Origin of the sequence: Aeromonas sp. 84A (assembly GCF_051919345.1) — a bacterium.
Classification (GTDB): domain Bacteria; phylum Pseudomonadota; class Gammaproteobacteria; order Enterobacterales; family Aeromonadaceae; genus Aeromonas; species Aeromonas veronii.
Genome location: NZ_JBQBEW010000001.1, coordinates 2,914,652 through 2,930,652, shown reverse-complemented (window position 1 = coordinate 2,930,652; position 16,001 = coordinate 2,914,652). Strand labels below are relative to the sequence as shown.

Sequence of the window (16,001 nt, the reverse complement as noted above, 5' to 3'; positions counted from 1 at the left end):
AGTGTTCTGTAATGGTGCGTCCTAGTGGATTCGAACCACCGACCCCCACCATGTCAAGGTGGTGCTCTAACCAGCTGAGCTAAGGACGCATCACAGAAAGTGGTGGGTTTAATTGGATTCGAACCAACGACCCCTACCATGTCAAGGTAGTGCTCTAACCAACTGAGCTATAAACCCACTTTCTCTTACTTAACTACGCCAGCGCTGCTGACGTGGTCGGCATACTACCCATGCCCCCCAAGGCTGTCAACAGGCCATATGCACAAAGGAGACTGTTTGCCCAGTTCTTGCGCAGCCTGTTGATTTTGCAGGCGAGTTGTCGCTTGCCAAGCCCTGTTACTGAGATCGCGACAGGGTAGTGCAGGCTTCCGGAGTGGCAAAACGGCCGTAGATGTAGCGCAATCTCGCCCCCAGCATCAGGGCCGCACTGGTGAGGCCGACGATAAAGCCGATCCAGAAACCCTGCGGCCCCATCCGTGGCACCAGCCAGTCGGTGAGACCCAGGATCATGCCGGTGGGCAGCCCCAGTCCCCAGTAGGCGACGATGGTGACGTAGAAGATCGCCTGGGTATCCTTGTAACCGCGTAGTGCGGCGGCCGCGACCACCTGCACCGAGTCGGAGATTTGATAGATGGCGGCGAAGAACAGCAAAATGGCCGCCAGGACGATCACCTGCTGATCATCGGTATAGATGGAGGCGATTTGCTCGCGCAGCAGTACCGTCATGGCGGCAGTGGCAGCAGCGATGGCCATCCCCAGCATCAAGCCGGTGCGAGCCGCCACCCGGGCGTGATGGGGTTGCCCTTCGCCGATGCTGTGACCGACCCGGATGGTGACACCCACCCCGATGGAGAGGGGCAGCATAAAGACCAGGCTGGAGAAGTTGAGGGCAATCTGGTGGCTCGCCACCGTCTCGGCGCCGAAGGGGGCCAGCATCAGGGCCACCACGGTAAACAGGGTCACCTCGCAGAAGATCGCCATGGCGATGGGGAACCCTAAGCGGAACAAGCGCCAGATCCGGCTGCCGTTGGGGCGAGCCAGCTGGGAGAAGAGCCGGATCTCGGTGAAGTGACGGGAGAGCTTCACATAGAGGATCATCGCCAGCAGCATGGCCCACAGCACGATTGCCGTGGCCACGCCACAACCCACCCCGCCCAGTTTCGGCATGCCGAAGTGGCCGTGAATGAAGATGTAGTTGGCGGGAATATTGACCGCCAGCCCGACAAAGCCGATCACCATGGTGGGCATGGTGTGGGAGAGCCCCTCACTGAAGTTGCGCAGCACCTGGAACATCACGAAGGCGGGCAGGCCCCACAGGATAGCGTGCAGATAGCCGGTGGTCTTGGCCGCCATCACCGGCTCCACATCCATGAACTGCAACGCCAGCGGGCTGTAATAAAGCGCAATCATCGCCAGCGGGGTGACGATCAGTGCCAGCCAGAAACCCTGATGAACGGCCGGGCGAATGGCCTCCCGTTTACGGGCGCCATTGAGTTGGGAGACGATGGGGGTGAGCGCCATGATGATCCCCTGCACCAGCAGGATCACCGGTAGCCAGAAGCTGGACGCCACCGACACGGCAGCCAGATCGACCGCACTCACCTGACCCGCCATTACGGTATCGACGAAGTTCATGGCGACCTGGGCCACCTGGGCGACCAGAATGGGGCTGGCTAGACGGACGAGCTGCTTCGCCTCGGACCAATAACGTTGCACTGACACCTCCGAGTGGATCAGATAAGAGTAAAAAGAGCGGAAATCGGGAAGAGCCTTTGCACTTTCGGACGAAAGTGCAAAGGGTGGGGGAGGCATTCTAGCCTGAAATTCAGCCAGGACGAAATAGTTGCCACCCCGGGGGGCAGGATCAGGCGTCTTCGTGATCGCTGATCAGCAGGTTGGCAGCGGCATAGGCGGCCTGTTCGCGCAGCTCGGCGGGCACCCGCTCATCGGCGGCGACCGCGTTGAGGGCGCGGATGGTGGCGGCGATGGCGTTTGGCACATAGCCCTGCTCGCCGGAGCCAATCTGGTTATAGGCGATACGGATCGCTTCACAGCACTCATAAACCATCATGATTTGCTTCCTTGAAAGTAAAAAGGCGAGCAAATATAGCGGTTTTGCTCCCATTTTGTCAGTATCGCGGTTGTAATTTGCGGCAAGCCCGTTAGTTTGGTTACCCCCTTTTCCTGTTTCGGCCTCTTTGATGCAGTTCTCTTCGCGCAACTCACTGGCGATCTTTCTGACGCTGTTTGCACTTCTCGCCCTGACGCTTAAGGATGGCGCGGACAAATATCTGGTACTCCATGGCTACTCCGTGATGGAGATGGTCTGGTTTCGCTTCTTTGTTCCTTTCCTCGGTCTGCTGCTGTTGTTGCCAAGGCGCACCATGTCGGCGCTGCTGGCGGTGGATCGATGGCTATTGTTGCGCTCGCTGCTGTTTCTGGTCTGTGCGCTGGTCTCGGTGATTGCGCTGGCCCATGTACCGCTCAACGTCTACACCATCATTTGCCAGCTTGGGTCGCTGGCCTTCGTGGTGGCGGGCGTGATCTTTTTCAGGGAGCGTCTGACCCGGACCAAGGTGGCGGCCGTGCTGCTGGGGTTGTTTGGCGTGCTGGTGGTGACCCATCCTGACGGGGGCGACGCGAACCTCTACTATCTGCTGCCACTGGTCATTGTGCTGGCCAACACCGGCTACAACCTTATCACCAAGCTGGTGGATCCACGTTTGACCACCCTCGATATCCTGATCGTCACCTGCTTCATGCTGGGGATGGTGGCAATGGTTGCACTCTGCTGGCAGCCTGCACTGTGGCACTTCCCTGGGCTTGCTGACTTGCCCTATCTGCTGGCGCTACCAGTGGTGACCCTGCTCTCCCAATATTGCCTTATCAAGGCGATGCAGTATGCGCAGGCCTCTACTCTGGCGCCCTTCTTCTATTTCCAGATCTTTTTTTCTACCCTCTGCGGCTATCTGATGTTTGGTGAAATGCCGACTCTCAGTAGTATGGCGGGGTGTCTGCTCATCGTGCTGGCTGGCATAGTGGTCATCCATTCCCAGCGCCGGGCTCGTGTGCTGGCGCGGTCTGAGGCGGCGGAGCAGGTGTGACAGTTTGTACGAAACGAATTGTGTAAAAACGGATTATGTAAAAGAAGCGGCCACAGGCCGCGATAAAAAACAGAGCGTGTTACCAGAAACAAAGAGGTGATGATGTTTACCGGAATTGTGCAAGGTGTGGCCGAGCTGGTCGCCATCGAAGAGAGTGCTTCATTTCGTACCCACGTGATCCGCATGCCCAGCCGGGAGTGGGGGGAAGGGCTGGCCCTCGGCGCCTCAGTCGCTCACAACGGCTGCTGCCTGACCGTCACCCGTGTCGAGGGGGAGCTGGTCAGCTTCGATCTGATGCAGGAGACCCTGCGCCTGACCAACCTCGGCCTGTTAAAGGTGGGGGACAAGGTCAATGTGGAGCGGGCTGCCCGCTTTGGTGACGAGATCGGCGGTCATGCCATGTCTGGCCATATCATCGGCATGGCAGAGGTTACCTCGGTGATCGACACCCCCAACAACCGTCAAGTGTGGTATCGCCTTGCTCCCGAGCTGATGAAATATGTGCTGACCAAGGGATACATCGGCATCGACGGCATCAGTCTGACCATCGGCGAGGTGCGCGAGCGGGAGTTCTGCGTCCACCTGATCCCCGAGACCCTGGCCCGCACCAACCTGGGTTGGGTCAAGGCGGGCTGGCAGACCAATATCGAGATCGATCCCCAGACCCAGGCCATCGTCGATACGGTGGAGCGGGTACTGGCGGCGCGCGGGGGTCACTGAAAGGAAACGGCTCGGTGTTAATCGCCTCATAAGCAAGGGCCTGCAGTGTGCAGGCCCTTGTTATTTACATGGTGAAAATATCTACTCAACTTTTTATGACTCGCAGTCACAACATCTGCTCAGCTCTTTGCGACTTGCAGGCACAGCAACTGCTCGGCCTTTTGTGACTCGCAATCAAAACAGTTGCTCGTCGTCTGCATCCACAAACAACTGCAAACAGTCGCGGGCTTCGTCGCGGTGAAGCCGCAGGTGGATCGGATTGCAACAGGCCATGCAATCTTCGTAAAACTCCTGATCACCCTGGCTGGCATCCAGCTCGACCCGGGTATGGTGACCGCAGTGGGGGCAGACGATGCGCTTGCTGGTGTACTCGATCATGATAACCTCCTCGGGCCCTGAGGCCGCCTATCTACCCTGATTCTAGTCGGGCTGCAGGAGGTTAACCGCGAGCAAACGCACGTTTATGACAGAGATCAAGCCTGAGGGATGGCAAGGTGCAACTGGTTGGACTGGTCGTGTGCGAGAGGAACAATCTGGTTGTGAATGACAGGTGAAAAGAGGGGAATTGCCAACGGTTGTTTGGCAATCACAGGGGGCTGGATGCCCCCTGCGGATATGAGAACGCGAGCGCAGCAAGGCGCCGACAGGCGCTACTTGACCCAGCTGGCCAGCATCTCGCTATTCAGCTCGGCCAGCGAGCTCAGCTGGTAGTTGGCGATGGCCAAGCGTGGGTCACCCACTAAAGCGGGATCCGGCACGATCAACGCTGTCATGGAGGCCGCCTTGGCCGCCAGCAGACCGGTAAAGCTATCTTCGATGGCCAGACAATGAACCGGCTCTACCCCCAGCTTTTCGGCGGCGTGGATGTAGACATCCGGGTGCGGTTTGCCGAAACGCTCTACTTCAGCGGAGTGAACCGCGATAAAGCGATCGCGAATGCCAAGTTTGCCGAGCACCGCTTCTACCATCGCAAAGGGGGAGGAGGTGGCCAGACCCACTTTCAGGCCGCGGGCTTCGATAAGGTCGAGCGCCTCCAGCACACCGGCTTTGGCCTGACCTTCGGAGAGGATCAGGGCGTTGACCTGATCCAGAATGCGCTGTACTACCTCTTCCTGAGTCGGGCCGCTCCACGGGCGCAGGCGATACCAGTGGGCAACCAGCTGATCGATGCGCACGCCGATGGTCGACTCACAATCCTCGACGGTGTGGGGGTGACCCAGTTCGGAGAAAACGGCGATTTGGGCCCGTTGCCAAAAGGGTTCCGAGTCGATCAGAACACCATCCATATCGAAGATCACGGCAGCTAACATCTTGTACTCCTGACAAATTTGAAGAGGGGATTATAAGCCTGACGGGAAAATGCAAAAGGGGCATTGCCATGCCCCTTGCGCCCGATCACATCGGCAAACGTTTGTTTTGCTATGGCAAAAAAGCCCTTAGAACAGTACATCGACCTTGGCGGCCACGGCTTTGGCTTTCTCTACCGCATCCTGGCAATCCTCTGCGCGGGCCAGCGCTACGCCAAGACGGCGGCGACCGGCGATCTCTGGCTTGCCAAATAGCCGCAGTTGGGCGCCCGGCACCAGTGCCAATGCCTCACCAATTCCCTGATAGCGGATGTCCTGGCTGTGCCCTTCGCGCAGCACCACGGCGGAGGCACTCGGCCCGTACTGGGTGATTGTGCCGACCGGCAGCCCCAGAATGGCGCGCACATGCAGGGCGAACTCGGAGAGATCTTGCGAGATCAGGGTCACCATGCCGGTATCGTGGGGACGCGGCGATACTTCGCTGAACCACACCTCATCGCCCCTGATAAAGAGCTCGACCCCGAACAGGCCGTAACCACCGAGCGCCTCGACCACCTTGGCCGCTACTTCTTTGGATCGGGCCAGCGCCAGCTCGCTCATCACCTGCGGCTGCCAGGATTCGCGGTAGTCGCCATCTTCCTGACGGTGGCCGATCGGCTCGCAGAAGTGAATACCGTCGACGGCGCGTACCGTGAGCAGGGTGATCTCGTACTCGAAGGGGACGAAGCCTTCGACGATCACCTTGCCACGACCGGCGCGGCCACCCTCCTGGGCGTAGGTCCAGCTCTCATCCAGCTTGGCGAGATCGCGCAGCACGCTCTGTCCCTTGCCGGACGAACTCATCACAGGTTTCACCACGCAGGGCAGGCCGATAGCCTCGACGGCGGCGACAAACTCCTCTTTGCTTTGGGCAAAACGGTAGGGGGAGGTGGGCAGACCCAGGGTCTCGGCGGCGAGACGGCGGATCCCTTCCCGGTTCATGGTGAGCTGGGTAGCGCGGGCGTTGGGCACTACCTTGACCCCTTCTTGCTCAAGGGCAGCAAGGGTATCGGTGGCAATCGCTTCAATCTCGGGGATGATGAGGTCGGGTTTAACCTCGGCGACCAGGGCACGCAGGGCGGCGCCATCGAGCATGTCCAGCACGTGGGCAGCGTGGGCCACCTGCATGGCGGGGGCATTGGGGTAGCGGTCGGCGGCGATCACTTCGATCCCGAACCGTTGCAACTCGATGGCGACCTCCTTGCCAAGTTCGCCGGAGCCCAGCAGCAGGGCACGGGTGGCGCCGGGGCGGGTTGCGGTTCCAAACATACGATCTCTCCTGATGTCGATGGTCATTGTTGATGATCGCTATTACACAAATAGCGGACAAAAAAGAGGCACGCATGGCGTACCTCAGGAAACGGGTTTGTGAGCGCGCTGCTCCAGATGAGTCAGCAAGGTAATGGCGCCAATGATGATGGCGGCGCCAAGCCACAGACGGCCGGGGGGCGCCCAGCCAAATACCAGCCAGCCCGCCAGCACGTTCATCGGCAGCTTGGCAAAATCGAAAGGTTGTACGAAGGAGGCCTCCGCCACGCTGTAAGCGCGGGCGATGGACATCTGGGCCAGTGCTGTCAGCACGCCGGAGGCGGCAACCAGCAGCCACTGGCTCTCGCTTGGCCACTGCCACTCCGGCAGGGCCAGCATGACGTTGAACGGGGTACTGAAGATAAGCAGATACACCACTATGGTGTGGGATGATTCGTTGGCCGCCTGATAGCGCACCATCAGGGAGTAACCTGCCCAGAACAGCGCCGCCGCCACCGGCAGCAGGGAGGCCCAGTTGAATTCGTCAGTCCAGGGGGCAAGGATCAGCATGGCGCCGGCAAAGCCCGCCAGGGTGGCCAGAATGCGGGTGCGGCTCACCTGCTCCTTGAGCAGCAGGGCGGAGCCCAGGGTGGCAAACAGCGGTGAGGTCATCAGCAGAGCGATCCCCTGCCAGATAGGTACAGGGTACGCCAGTGCCCAGAGCCAGAGCTGGATGCCGACTACCGCCAGCAATACCCGCAACAGGTGCAACCGGAACTGATTGGTCATCAGGGATTGGCGCAAGCCATGACGAACCAGCCAGGGCAACAGGCAGATCAGGGCGATCAGGTATTGATGGAAGGCGACCTGGGTAGAGGCAAGGCCGAGTTTGAAGCTGACATACTGGCTCAGGCTGTTGACGGCGGCGAAGCAGAGTCCTGCCACCATCATCCAGACTGCACCTGCCAAAGGAGAGTGCCTGCGCGAGGGTATCATGGGATCCGGGTCGCTGGAAAAAAGTGCGGCGGATCATAACGGCAATCGTTTGTTCTGCCAAGGGTTGAAGCGCGGCCGCAGGGTTGGCTGGCGAGGAAGTGGCCTCTCATCAAAAATTTTGAACAAGTTGAGCATCTATTTTCGCTATCAGCAAATAAGCACAATGTTTAGAGTGACCTCCATCGACAGCAACGCTGTTCAACCGACAACCAAATGGAGTTTCACCATGGCCAATATCCTCGTACTCAAATCCAGCATCCTGGGTCAATATTCCCAATCCAACGCCCTGATCGACGGCTTCCTGGCTGACCATCAGGATGATGTCGTCACCGTACGTGATCTGGCAGCCCTCAACCTGCCGGTGCTGGATGGCGAGTTGGCCTCCGGCCTGCGCGGTGGTGATAACCTCAATGAACGTCAACTGGCGGTGATCGCCCAGTCCGACGAGCTGATCGCCGAGCTCAAAGCAAGCGACTTGGTGGTGATTGCGGCCCCCATGTACAACTTTAACATCCCGACCCAGCTGAAAAACTGGATCGATCTGGTTGCCCGTGCCGGCGTCACCTTCCGCTATACCGAGACCGGTCCGGTCGGTCTGGTTGAAAATACCCGTGCGCTGGTGATCAGCCCTCGCGGCGGCATGCACGTTGGCAGTGCTACCGATCTGGTCACTCCCTACATGCGTACCGTGCTAGGTTTCATCGGTATCAAAGAGGTGGATTTCATCTACGCCGAAGGGATGGGGATGGGCCCGGATGCCCAGAGCAAGGGGATGGAAGCGGCCAAAGCGCAGCTTGAGGCTCTGGCTATCTAAGGGCTCTCTCTATAAGGGCTATCTATCCCGTCAGGGGTTATCTCTTCAAGGGGTTGCCCCACCAGATACAAGAACGCAGCCATCAGGCTGCGTTTGTTTTTTGGCTCGATATGATTGCGATAGACGTTGCTGCTACAGAGAGTATCGCGGCAAGCGGTCGGTATAGACGCTCTGGCGGAGTCACTACTCCATCATAAAGCGGCGACAACCACGCACCAGCATCAATGCCACCGCGACCAGCAGGCCAAGCAAGAGGGTGGTCAGCCACTGTTCGGTACTTTGCGGCATGTGGGGCGTGAAGAGGCTGATCATCAACAGGGTACAGAGCGTGATCAACAGGCTCTGTCGGGTCATCAATATCATGGGGTCATCCTTGGTTTGCTCACCTGAAACGATTTTAATGCCCTCTTGTGACAGGGTGATGTATCCGTGCATCACCCTGTTGGGGCTCTTCAGACCATATCAGGTTTTTACCGCAGAGCCAGCGCCATCACTGGCGCTGTGATCCCGATCCCGCTAGCTCTCTTTATCTGAACTGTTTCTGCGCTGGCTGGTAGTGAAAATCGCCGCTGGCGAGCCGCGCTTCCAGTGCCGCCTGATCGATCTCCTGCGCTTTGCAGAGATCATCCAGATCGTCATAGCGATCACGCAGCTGCATATTGACGACACTCAGCAGCATGTTGATGTCCATGGTGGCGAACTTTTTCAAATCCATGATTATTTCTCCCGATCCAGTGATTGCAGCTGCTCGATGGCGGCGCTGACGCTGTGCAGATGCTGACGGATCGCCTCGCGGGATTCGCTTGGCAGATAGTCGGTCAGGGTATGTTGCCAGCTGCCCGCTTCACTCTTGAGCTGCAGGAAGAGGGCGAGCCCGGCATTGGTGAGGGAGACCAGGCTGATGCGTTTGTCCTGCTCGCTGCTCTCGGTAAAGATGATCCCTTTTTCGACCAGACGACGGATCTCGCGGGAGATGCGCACCTTGTCCATGCCGCTCGCCTCGACCAGCTCTTTCTGGCTGATGGGGTAGTTGGGGCCGAGCACCATCATCAGGCGCCATTGCGGCACGGTCAGCTGGTAACGCTGTTCATAAAACTGTTCGAAGGTATCCCGTAGCATCTCGGCGGCATGTACCAACTGATAGGGCGGGTAGTGAGCGAGTAACGCTATGATTTTTGACATATTACACCCTGCTGTGACGGCTGCATCAGATGCAGTTTCTTTTGATACTTTGACATTGATGATACGAAACTCAAGCTGATTTGTCTGACCCGGTTGCGATGAAATGTGCGGTGGCGCACGCCCTCAAGGAAAAACCGGGTCTGACCGACGGGATTTTAAGCCAACGCTGTTCAGCCTTTACGCAACCAGATGAGGGCGTTCTGCTTGAGCCAGGCCTCGCGTGTGTGGATGGCGTAGAGTGCGGCCTCGTCGCGGCTGCCCGCTTGCCAGCTTTGTGGCTCCTGTTTGGGCAGCTTGCGCTGACCCAGCAGGCAGGCCGGAATGTGCGGGTTGGCCTCGATGGCGACCAGCAGATGGGGCTTGGCTGCCTCGGCACCCTCGGTAGCAAAGACCATCAGCGCTTTGTTATAGAGCAACCAGCTGGAGGCTTCATCGAAGCGCACCAGCAGGGCGGCCAGCGCCTGCCAATCCCCTTGCAGTGCATAGAGGGTGGAGAGGTTGTAGCGGCAACCCAGCTCATCGGCCACGCAGATTGTCAGCAGCGCCAGATACTCCGCTTTGGCCTCGCCCAGCTTGCCAAGGCGCAGCAGGCAGTCGGCGCGGCCGGCTCTGGCGGCCAGCAGAGGACGCAGCTCGGGGGCACTCCAGCCGTGGCCGGCGATTTGCTGCCAGAAGGCTTCATCAAAGAGCGGAGTGGCATCGGCGATGATCTTCTCGAACCAGCCGAGGCGGGCCTGATGATCGCGGCAGCTGTCGGCCAGCTCGAACCAGGTCTGCCACTGTTGGGCCTGCTCGCCATTGAGGGCCACATCGGCACTGGGGGTGGCCTGATACTGGTCGAGGTTGAGCAACTGGTTGAGGGCGGTTTTCATGTTCTGGCGCTGTCGTTTGCAGAACTCGACAAAGGGGAGTTCGCTGGCGGCTGCGCTATAGAGCATCTGGGCCATCTGCTTGTCGCGAAACAGGCTCAGCTCTGCGGCCAGACTGAAGCGGTACTGGGTGGTCGGGTCGTTCAAATCCTTCGGCTTGGGCCAGGTGGCAAAACCTATGCTGAAGCCATAACACCATTGACCGAGGGGGTGGCTCTGTTCGAACACCTGCTCGGGGTTATCGCTGGGCAGGCGGCATTGACTCGGCAGGGCCAGCTGGGCGTCGTCGGCTTGGGATTCCAGCTCGGCGATCAGGTGGTTGAGGGCTTCTGCGCTTTTTTCATCCAACTCGGCATCCTGTTCCAGCAAACCAGCCAGCGGGCGTTGCCAGTCAGGGCTTTCCGGCCCCACCAGACGAGCACAGAGAAAACCGTGCAGGGCCGGGTAGGTCATATCCTGATCGCTGTGGCTCTGGATCCATTGATTAAGATGGCGGGTACGAGTGGATGGGTTCATCGACAGTTCCTCTGGATTTGAACAGCCGCGAAGTCTACCTAAAAGTGGGGTTATTTGCAGCAAATGGCCGCCTGTTTGGCGATTTAATCACCATTGGCGGATAAGATAAGGGCGAAAGGGCGGCTCGTGGTGGCTTGGGGACTAGGCCGGATCACCGCTCTTGAGGTAACATGCGCGCCCATAGGGGCCATGTTCAGTTGGCCCATCCGGGTAATGAAAAAAGAGAGCACCATGATACAGATTGGCAAGATGAACACCCTCACCGTTGTTGAACTCGAAGACCGTGGCGCCTGGCTTGCGGCCGATGAGTACGGTGAACTGCTGCTGCCCAAGCGTCAACTGCCGGAAGGGGTGAAAGAGGGGGATAGCGTGCAGGTCTTCCTCTATCTGGATGCCGATTGCGAACCGGTGATCACAACCGACAAGCCATTTGCCATGGTGGACGAATTTGCCGGTCTGAAAGTGGTCAATGCCAACAAGATTGGTGCTTTCCTCGACTGGGGCATGAAAAAGGATCTGTTTGTGCCGAGCCGCGAGCAGAACAAGCCGATGCAGGTGGGCCACGTTTATCTGGTGCGTCTGCAACTGGATAACGAAGGGCGCATGGTCGGCACCAGCCGCATCGAGCGTTTCCTGACCCCGGCCGGCAGCAACTTCAAGGTCGGTGACGAAGTGACCGCGCTGCCGGGGGAGCACTCGCCCCTTGGCATCAAGGTGATCGTCAACGGTCAGTATCCCGGCATGCTGTTCAAGAACGAAGTGTTTGGCCGGGTGATGACCGGTCGGCCGCAAACCGCCTGGGTCAAGCAGGTACGCGAAGATGGCAAGCTCGATCTGACCCTGCAAAAGCCGGGTCTGGCGCGGGTTGATGACGCCGGTGAACGCATTTTGAGCCGGATGAAAAAGCAGGGCGGCAGTCTGGCGGTGGGTGACAAGAGCGAACCCGAGCTCATCTACAAGCTGTTCAGCATGAGTAAGGGCACCTTCAAGAAGGCGATCGGCGGCCTCTACAAGCAGGGCAAGATCGTCATCGAAGATAACGCCATCACTCTGGTGGCCACAGAGACCGACTCGGCAGTGGATAACGAATAAGATGCCGAGCCCCTGTGTTGGCCTCTGCAAGGCGAAAGATGGGCTTTGCCTTGGTTGTGGCCGCACCCTGACCGAGATCGGCCACTGGTCGGCGATGGATAGCAAGGCCCAGCTGGCGGTGATGGCCGAGCTGAATGGCTCGAAAAGCACCCACCGCTGTCCGGGTTGTGGCGAACCGGCCTATTGCGCCGTCTCTGCCGGTCAGACCATCGCCCAGTGCTGGTGCAGCCAGTTGCCGGTATTGCCGATGCAGGAGGCCAGCGCTTGCTGGTGCCGCCGCTGTCTGGCCAAGGCCATCGCGGCGCAGGATTAGCAGAGAACAGCAATAAGAGTGCACAGAAACAAGAAAGGCGCCGATGGCGCCTTTTTTATGCCTGCTGCTGGCGATTCCAGCGCACATGCACTTGATCTTCGGTCAGCAGACGGGGCAGCAGGAAGGTGGCGAAGATCACCTCAAACTCATCCTGATGATCCAGCAAACCGACCCACACTTCGACCCAGCGCTCCATATCGACCGGCTCACCCAGCTCGGTCGACCAGTCGGCATTGGGCAGGGTCGCCTCCACGGCGCCACGCTGCTCAAACTCCAGGGTGATGTCGACTATTTGTTCGGGGGCCAGCATATCGGCGGCCTGCTCAAGAAACTGATCATAGGCCCATTCGACCAGCTGATCCGGGGTACGCTGTTCCATGAAATCACTCCAGATACATCGAGGTTCGCTACTGTAACAATTATTGGCTGTGGCGGCCAGACCAGTGCGCCGGGCGTGCCTGACCTGTCCAAGTTGCCGTTGGGGGAGTATGGTTAAGGCGCGGATCAGCTGGCAGGGAGTAAGGGGATGAAGCAGCGGGGACGGCGGCAACAGATCAAGCGACGGCGCGAGGCCTGGTGGTGGCACTATCTGCCGCTTCACCGCGAGATGGTGGGCGGCCATCTGGGCCCACCGGAGAAACCCGATGAGCCCTGAGGATCAGTCGGCCTGATGCACCCGATTGAGGGTGATCTGGCCCAGTTGTCCCATCTGGCGGCGGATCCAGACCGAGCGCTTTTGCACATAGGGTGAAGGGGGCTTGACCCGATAACGCCACGGATTGGGCAGGGCGGCGGCCAGCAGGGATGACTCGTAGCGGGTCAAGCGGCTGGCCGGTTTGCCAAAGTAGGTGCGGGCAGCTGCTTCGGCGCCATAGATGCCGGGGCCGAACTCCACGATATTGAGATAGACCTCGAGAATACGGGCCTTGTCCCAACCCAGCTCCATCAGCAGGGTAAACCAGGCCTCCAGCCCCTTGCGCAGGAAGCTGCGATCACTCCACATAAAGAGGTTCTTGGCGGTCTGCTGGCTGAGGGTGCTGGCACCGCGCACCCGTTCGCTGTGCTGGTTGTGCTTGAGCGCGGCGTTGATGGCATCCATGTCAAAGCCGTTGTGATCGGCAAAGCGCTGATCCTCGGCTGCGATCACCGCCAGTTGCAGCTCTTTGGAGATGGACTCCAGATCTACCCATTCATGGCGCACCTGGGTGATCTTGGCGGGCGGAAAGAGGGCCCGCTCGATACGCCAGCTCCACATCGGCGGATCGATAAAACGCAGCAAGGCGACCGAGCCGACCGAGCAGAGCAGCCCGGCCAGCGCGATCTTGCCTGCCCACCTCAACACCCGGCGCCCAAACGATGCAGATGCGCGCACGGGGGCCACGGCGTCAGGGCCAGACTCCCACTGATAGTGGCTGGGATCATCGGGATCCGGAATTATTGGGGCAGCCATTCGATGTGGCAGAACTTCTCGTCAACACGGCGGGAGAGCAGCATGCGGGCAAACAAGTGCTCATACTCTTGTTCTTCATTGCCAAGGCCAACCCAGATCTCGGCATAGTCGGTGTCGCTCACGGCAAAACCCACGTCCGCTTCCCAGTCATCGGTCGGGTCGGTTTCGGCCAGCAGGCCGCGATCGTTGAACTCCTGATTGAAGCGGGCGATCTCCTGCTCCGGCAGGTTGTCAGAGGCCAGCTCCATAAAGAGTTCGAGGGCGGTATCGAGCAGTTCCTCGACGCTGTGCATTTCGTCATTCATAGACATAAGCGGTCTGTTCCAGAAAAGAGAAAAAGGTGCCAGCGCAGATCACTGCCTGCGGGGCGGCGCTATTCTAGCGGTCGGCAGACCCCTTGGCGAGATGAGGCGAGCCGCTGTGACCTGTTTTTGTGCCAATAAAAAACCGGATCCAGTGACAGGATCCGGTCTTCATTGGGGGAAGGGGTCACGCATAGGGCGTCAGCTCATCCCTTCTTGTCATCGGCGAAGGTGATGTTGAGCTCCAGTACCGACAGCTCATCACTCTTCTGATCCAGTTGGACGGTTATCTTCTCCGGATCAATGTTGACGTATTTGCGGATCACATCGAGGATGTCCTGCTTGAGCTGGGGCAGGTAATCCGGCCCCCCTCTGGATGAACGCTCGTGAGCAACAATGATCTGCAACCGCTCTTTGGCCAGTTGTGCGGTGTTCTGTTTCTTGTTGGAACGAAAATAATCCAATAATGACATGTTTAACTCCCGAACAGTCGGCTAAAGAAGCCCTTCTTCTCTTCTTCCAGAAAACGAAATTCCTTGGCATCGCCCAGCAGGCGTGACACCGCATCTTCGTAGGCCTGACCGGCATCGGACTCCTTGTCCAGAATGACCGGTTCGCCGGAGTTGGAGGCGCGCAGCACCGCCTGGGACTCCGGGATCACCCCGAGCAGCGGGATGGCCAGGATCTCCTGCACATCCTGCACGCTCAGCATGTCGCCGCGGTTGACGCGGGTCGGGCAGTAGCGGGTCAGCAGCAGGTGCTCCTTGATGGGGTCTTCGCCACGCTCGGCGCGGCGGGACTTGGAGGCCAGGATGCCAAGGATGCGGTCGGAGTCACGCACGGAAGAGACTTCCGGGTTGGTGGTGACGATCGCTTCGTCGGCAAAATAGAGCGCCATCAGCGCGCCCGCCTCGATCCCCGCCGGGGAGTCGCAGACGATGTAATCGAACTTCATCTCTGCCAGTTGATCCAGGATCTTCTCGACCCCCTCACGGGTGAGGGCATCTTTGTCCCGGGTCTGGGAGGCGGGCAGGATAAACAGATTTTCCGAGCGTTTGTCCTTGATCAGCGCCTGATTGAGGTTTGCTTCCCCGTTGATGACGTTGACGAAGTCATACACCACGCGCCGCTCGCAGCCCATGATGAGATCCAGGTTTCTCAGACCGATGTCAAAGTCAATGACCACTGTCTTGTGACCACGCTGGGCTAAGCCGGTGCTCAGGGCCGCACTGGTTGTGGTCTTGCCAACGCCACCTTTACCCGATGTAACGACTATGATTCGCGCCATTCTCGCTTCCTTGTAACTCTATTTGATACGGTCTATTCGGAGTTGTTCGTTGTCCAGCCGGACGTGTACCGGTTGCTGGATCAGGCCTGCCGGCAATGCATCGCTCAGCTGGAATGTGCCCGCGATGGAGAGCAGCTCGGCCTGTAATTGCTGGCAATAGATCCGGGCCTGGGTGTTGCCCCGGGCACCGGCAATGGCTCTGCCACGCAGGGTGCCATAAATATGAATGCTGTCGTCGGCGAGTACTTCGGCTCCCGGACTGACGGACCCCAGCACCACCAGCGAGGTGCCGGCGGCGTAAATCTGCTGGCCGGAACGAACCGGTCCCACATGTACCTTGCTCGGGATCAAGGGGGCGGGTTCGGGCTCGGGAACCACCTCAGGGGCGGCTGGCGCGGGGGCAGGCTCGGGTTCCGGTTCGCTCTTGCGACTCTTGCCCGAGGCCATCACGGCCAGTCCCACCGCCTTGGCGGCTGTCTTCATCTCTTCACTGCGCGCCCCCGTGATGCCGACCAGCACAAATTCTTCGGACTCCACCAGCTCCTTGAGCTGTTCGAAATCGGGAATATGTTCCAGTCGGGAAACATTGATCACCAGCGGCGCACAATTAAAAAAGTAGGGTGCCTGGGCCACTTTTTCGGCCAACAACTGACGTATCCGCTCAGGCTCGCCATCGCTGATATGCAACACAGAAATAGTGAAGGTGGTCCCTTTCAATTCGTTATCGCGCTCAACCATGAATCTTCCCCGAGGCAGAGATG

22 protein-coding genes and 2 tRNA genes are annotated in these 16,001 nt (G+C 59.0%); 6 read left to right on the top strand and 18 right to left on the bottom strand.

What is annotated here, in order from left to right; translation table 11 throughout:
• Positions 1-12 precede the first annotated feature (12 nt).
• The 4 genes from ACTG20_RS13360 to ACTG20_RS13345 all read right to left on the bottom strand — a co-directional run bounded on the left by ACTG20_RS13360 (position 13) and on the right by ACTG20_RS13345 (position 2,071).
• A tRNA-Val gene (locus ACTG20_RS13360) sits at positions 13-89 on the bottom strand.
• Between the two features lie 11 nt (positions 90-100).
• Positions 101-177: transfer RNA gene (locus tag ACTG20_RS13355), tRNA-Val, on the bottom strand.
• A 159-nt stretch (positions 178-336) separates the two neighbouring features.
• Positions 337-1,716: an MATE family efflux transporter gene (locus ACTG20_RS13350; protein WP_040069252.1), complete on the bottom strand. Its 1,380-nt coding sequence runs from the start codon at positions 1,714-1,716 to the stop codon at positions 337-339.
• Between the two features lie 148 nt (positions 1,717-1,864).
• Positions 1,865-2,071, bottom strand: coding sequence for a YaeP family protein (locus tag ACTG20_RS13345; protein ID WP_005336882.1), 207 nt, complete (start codon positions 2,069-2,071; stop codon positions 1,865-1,867).
• A 130-nt stretch (positions 2,072-2,201) separates the two neighbouring features.
• Between ACTG20_RS13345 and ACTG20_RS13340 the strand changes: the two genes are divergently transcribed.
• Together ACTG20_RS13340 and ACTG20_RS13335 are read left to right on the top strand one after the other, a co-directional pair.
• Positions 2,202-3,104: a DMT family transporter gene (locus tag ACTG20_RS13340; protein WP_194496356.1), complete on the top strand. Its 903-nt coding sequence runs from the start codon at positions 2,202-2,204 to the stop codon at positions 3,102-3,104.
• 102 nt (positions 3,105-3,206) lie between these two features.
• Positions 3,207-3,824 carry a riboflavin synthase gene (locus tag ACTG20_RS13335; protein ID WP_021229990.1) on the top strand — a complete coding sequence of 206 codons (618 nt, stop codon included), beginning with the start codon at positions 3,207-3,209 and terminating at the stop codon, positions 3,822-3,824.
• A 174-nt stretch (positions 3,825-3,998) separates the two neighbouring features.
• Here the strand turns inward: ACTG20_RS13335 and ACTG20_RS13330 are convergent, their stop codons facing one another.
• From ACTG20_RS13330 to ACTG20_RS13315, 4 genes are all read right to left on the bottom strand, one after another.
• Positions 3,999-4,202 carry a CPXCG motif-containing cysteine-rich protein gene (locus tag ACTG20_RS13330; protein WP_005336871.1) on the bottom strand — a complete coding sequence of 68 codons (204 nt, stop codon included), beginning with the start codon at positions 4,200-4,202 and terminating at the stop codon, positions 3,999-4,001.
• A 272-nt stretch (positions 4,203-4,474) separates the two neighbouring features.
• Entirely contained in the window at positions 4,475-5,134 is a 660-nt protein-coding gene (gene hxpB, locus ACTG20_RS13325; RefSeq protein ID WP_194496357.1) for a hexitol phosphatase HxpB, read from the bottom strand.
• 126 nt (positions 5,135-5,260) lie between these two features.
• Positions 5,261-6,439, bottom strand: a complete 1,179-nt coding sequence (purT, locus tag ACTG20_RS13320; protein WP_439987715.1) for a formate-dependent phosphoribosylglycinamide formyltransferase — start codon at positions 6,437-6,439, stop codon at positions 5,261-5,263.
• 84 nt (positions 6,440-6,523) lie between these two features.
• Complete coding sequence (locus tag ACTG20_RS13315) at positions 6,524-7,366, bottom strand: DMT family transporter (protein ID WP_232354353.1); 843 nt, start codon at positions 7,364-7,366, stop codon at positions 6,524-6,526.
• Between the two features lie 274 nt (positions 7,367-7,640).
• Between ACTG20_RS13315 and ACTG20_RS13310 the strand changes: the two genes are divergently transcribed.
• Positions 7,641-8,228, top strand: coding sequence for an FMN-dependent NADH-azoreductase (locus tag ACTG20_RS13310; RefSeq protein ID WP_162506373.1), 588 nt, complete (start codon positions 7,641-7,643; stop codon positions 8,226-8,228).
• Between the two features lie 183 nt (positions 8,229-8,411).
• On the opposite strand, the gene ACTG20_RS13305 is transcribed toward ACTG20_RS13310, so the two are convergent.
• The 4 genes from ACTG20_RS13305 to ACTG20_RS13290 all read right to left on the bottom strand — a co-directional run bounded on the left by ACTG20_RS13305 (position 8,412) and on the right by ACTG20_RS13290 (position 10,795).
• Entirely contained in the window at positions 8,412-8,591 is a 180-nt protein-coding gene (locus ACTG20_RS13305; protein WP_043820293.1) for a hypothetical protein, read from the bottom strand.
• 163 nt (positions 8,592-8,754) lie between these two features.
• Positions 8,755-8,943, bottom strand: a complete 189-nt coding sequence (locus tag ACTG20_RS13300; protein WP_019445848.1) for a DUF4250 domain-containing protein — start codon at positions 8,941-8,943, stop codon at positions 8,755-8,757.
• 2 nt (positions 8,944-8,945) lie between these two features.
• Complete coding sequence (locus ACTG20_RS13295; protein WP_005336856.1) at positions 8,946-9,410, bottom strand: MarR family winged helix-turn-helix transcriptional regulator; 465 nt, start codon at positions 9,408-9,410, stop codon at positions 8,946-8,948.
• 170 nt (positions 9,411-9,580) lie between these two features.
• On the bottom strand, positions 9,581-10,795 hold the full coding sequence (locus ACTG20_RS13290; protein ID WP_194496359.1) for a UPF0149 family protein: 1,215 nt from the start codon (positions 10,793-10,795) through the stop codon (positions 9,581-9,583).
• Positions 10,796-11,026: 231 nt separating this feature from the next.
• On the opposite strand from ACTG20_RS13290, the gene ACTG20_RS13285 reads away from it, so the two are divergent.
• Entirely contained in the window at positions 11,027-11,887 is an 861-nt protein-coding gene (locus ACTG20_RS13285; protein ID WP_234915352.1) for a CvfB family protein, read from the top strand.
• A 1-nt stretch (position 11,888) separates the two neighbouring features.
• Positions 11,889-12,200, top strand: a complete 312-nt coding sequence (locus tag ACTG20_RS13280; RefSeq protein WP_005360950.1) for a DUF1289 domain-containing protein — start codon at positions 11,889-11,891, stop codon at positions 12,198-12,200.
• Positions 12,201-12,255: 55 nt separating this feature from the next.
• On the opposite strand, the gene ACTG20_RS13275 is transcribed toward ACTG20_RS13280, so the two are convergent.
• Entirely contained in the window at positions 12,256-12,579 is a 324-nt protein-coding gene (locus tag ACTG20_RS13275) for an HI1450 family dsDNA-mimic protein (protein ID WP_194496360.1), read from the bottom strand.
• Between the two features lie 147 nt (positions 12,580-12,726).
• Between ACTG20_RS13275 and ACTG20_RS13270 the strand changes: the two genes are divergently transcribed.
• A complete protein-coding gene (locus tag ACTG20_RS13270) occupies positions 12,727-12,855 on the top strand; it encodes a hypothetical protein (RefSeq protein WP_256689486.1) in 129 nt (42 codons plus the stop codon).
• Between the two features lie 3 nt (positions 12,856-12,858).
• Here ACTG20_RS13270 and mtgA read toward each other — a convergent pair whose 3' ends face one another.
• From mtgA to minC, 5 genes are all read right to left on the bottom strand, one after another.
• Complete coding sequence (mtgA, locus tag ACTG20_RS13265) at positions 12,859-13,650, bottom strand: monofunctional biosynthetic peptidoglycan transglycosylase (RefSeq protein WP_194496361.1); 792 nt, start codon at positions 13,648-13,650, stop codon at positions 12,859-12,861.
• Positions 13,635-13,961, bottom strand: coding sequence for an HI1450 family dsDNA-mimic protein (locus ACTG20_RS13260; RefSeq protein ID WP_194496362.1), 327 nt, complete (start codon positions 13,959-13,961; stop codon positions 13,635-13,637). Before ACTG20_RS13260 ends, mtgA begins: the two co-directional genes overlap by 16 nt.
• A gap of 197 nt (positions 13,962-14,158) precedes the next feature.
• Positions 14,159-14,425, bottom strand: coding sequence for a cell division topological specificity factor MinE (gene minE, locus ACTG20_RS13255; RefSeq protein ID WP_005336848.1), 267 nt, complete (start codon positions 14,423-14,425; stop codon positions 14,159-14,161).
• Between the two features lie 2 nt (positions 14,426-14,427).
• Positions 14,428-15,240: a septum site-determining protein MinD gene (gene minD, locus ACTG20_RS13250; RefSeq protein ID WP_005336847.1), complete on the bottom strand. Its 813-nt coding sequence runs from the start codon at positions 15,238-15,240 to the stop codon at positions 14,428-14,430.
• 18 nt (positions 15,241-15,258) lie between these two features.
• Positions 15,259-15,978, bottom strand: coding sequence for a septum site-determining protein MinC (minC, locus tag ACTG20_RS13245; protein WP_013723728.1), 720 nt, complete (start codon positions 15,976-15,978; stop codon positions 15,259-15,261).
• Between the last annotated feature and the right edge of the window lie 23 nt (positions 15,979-16,001).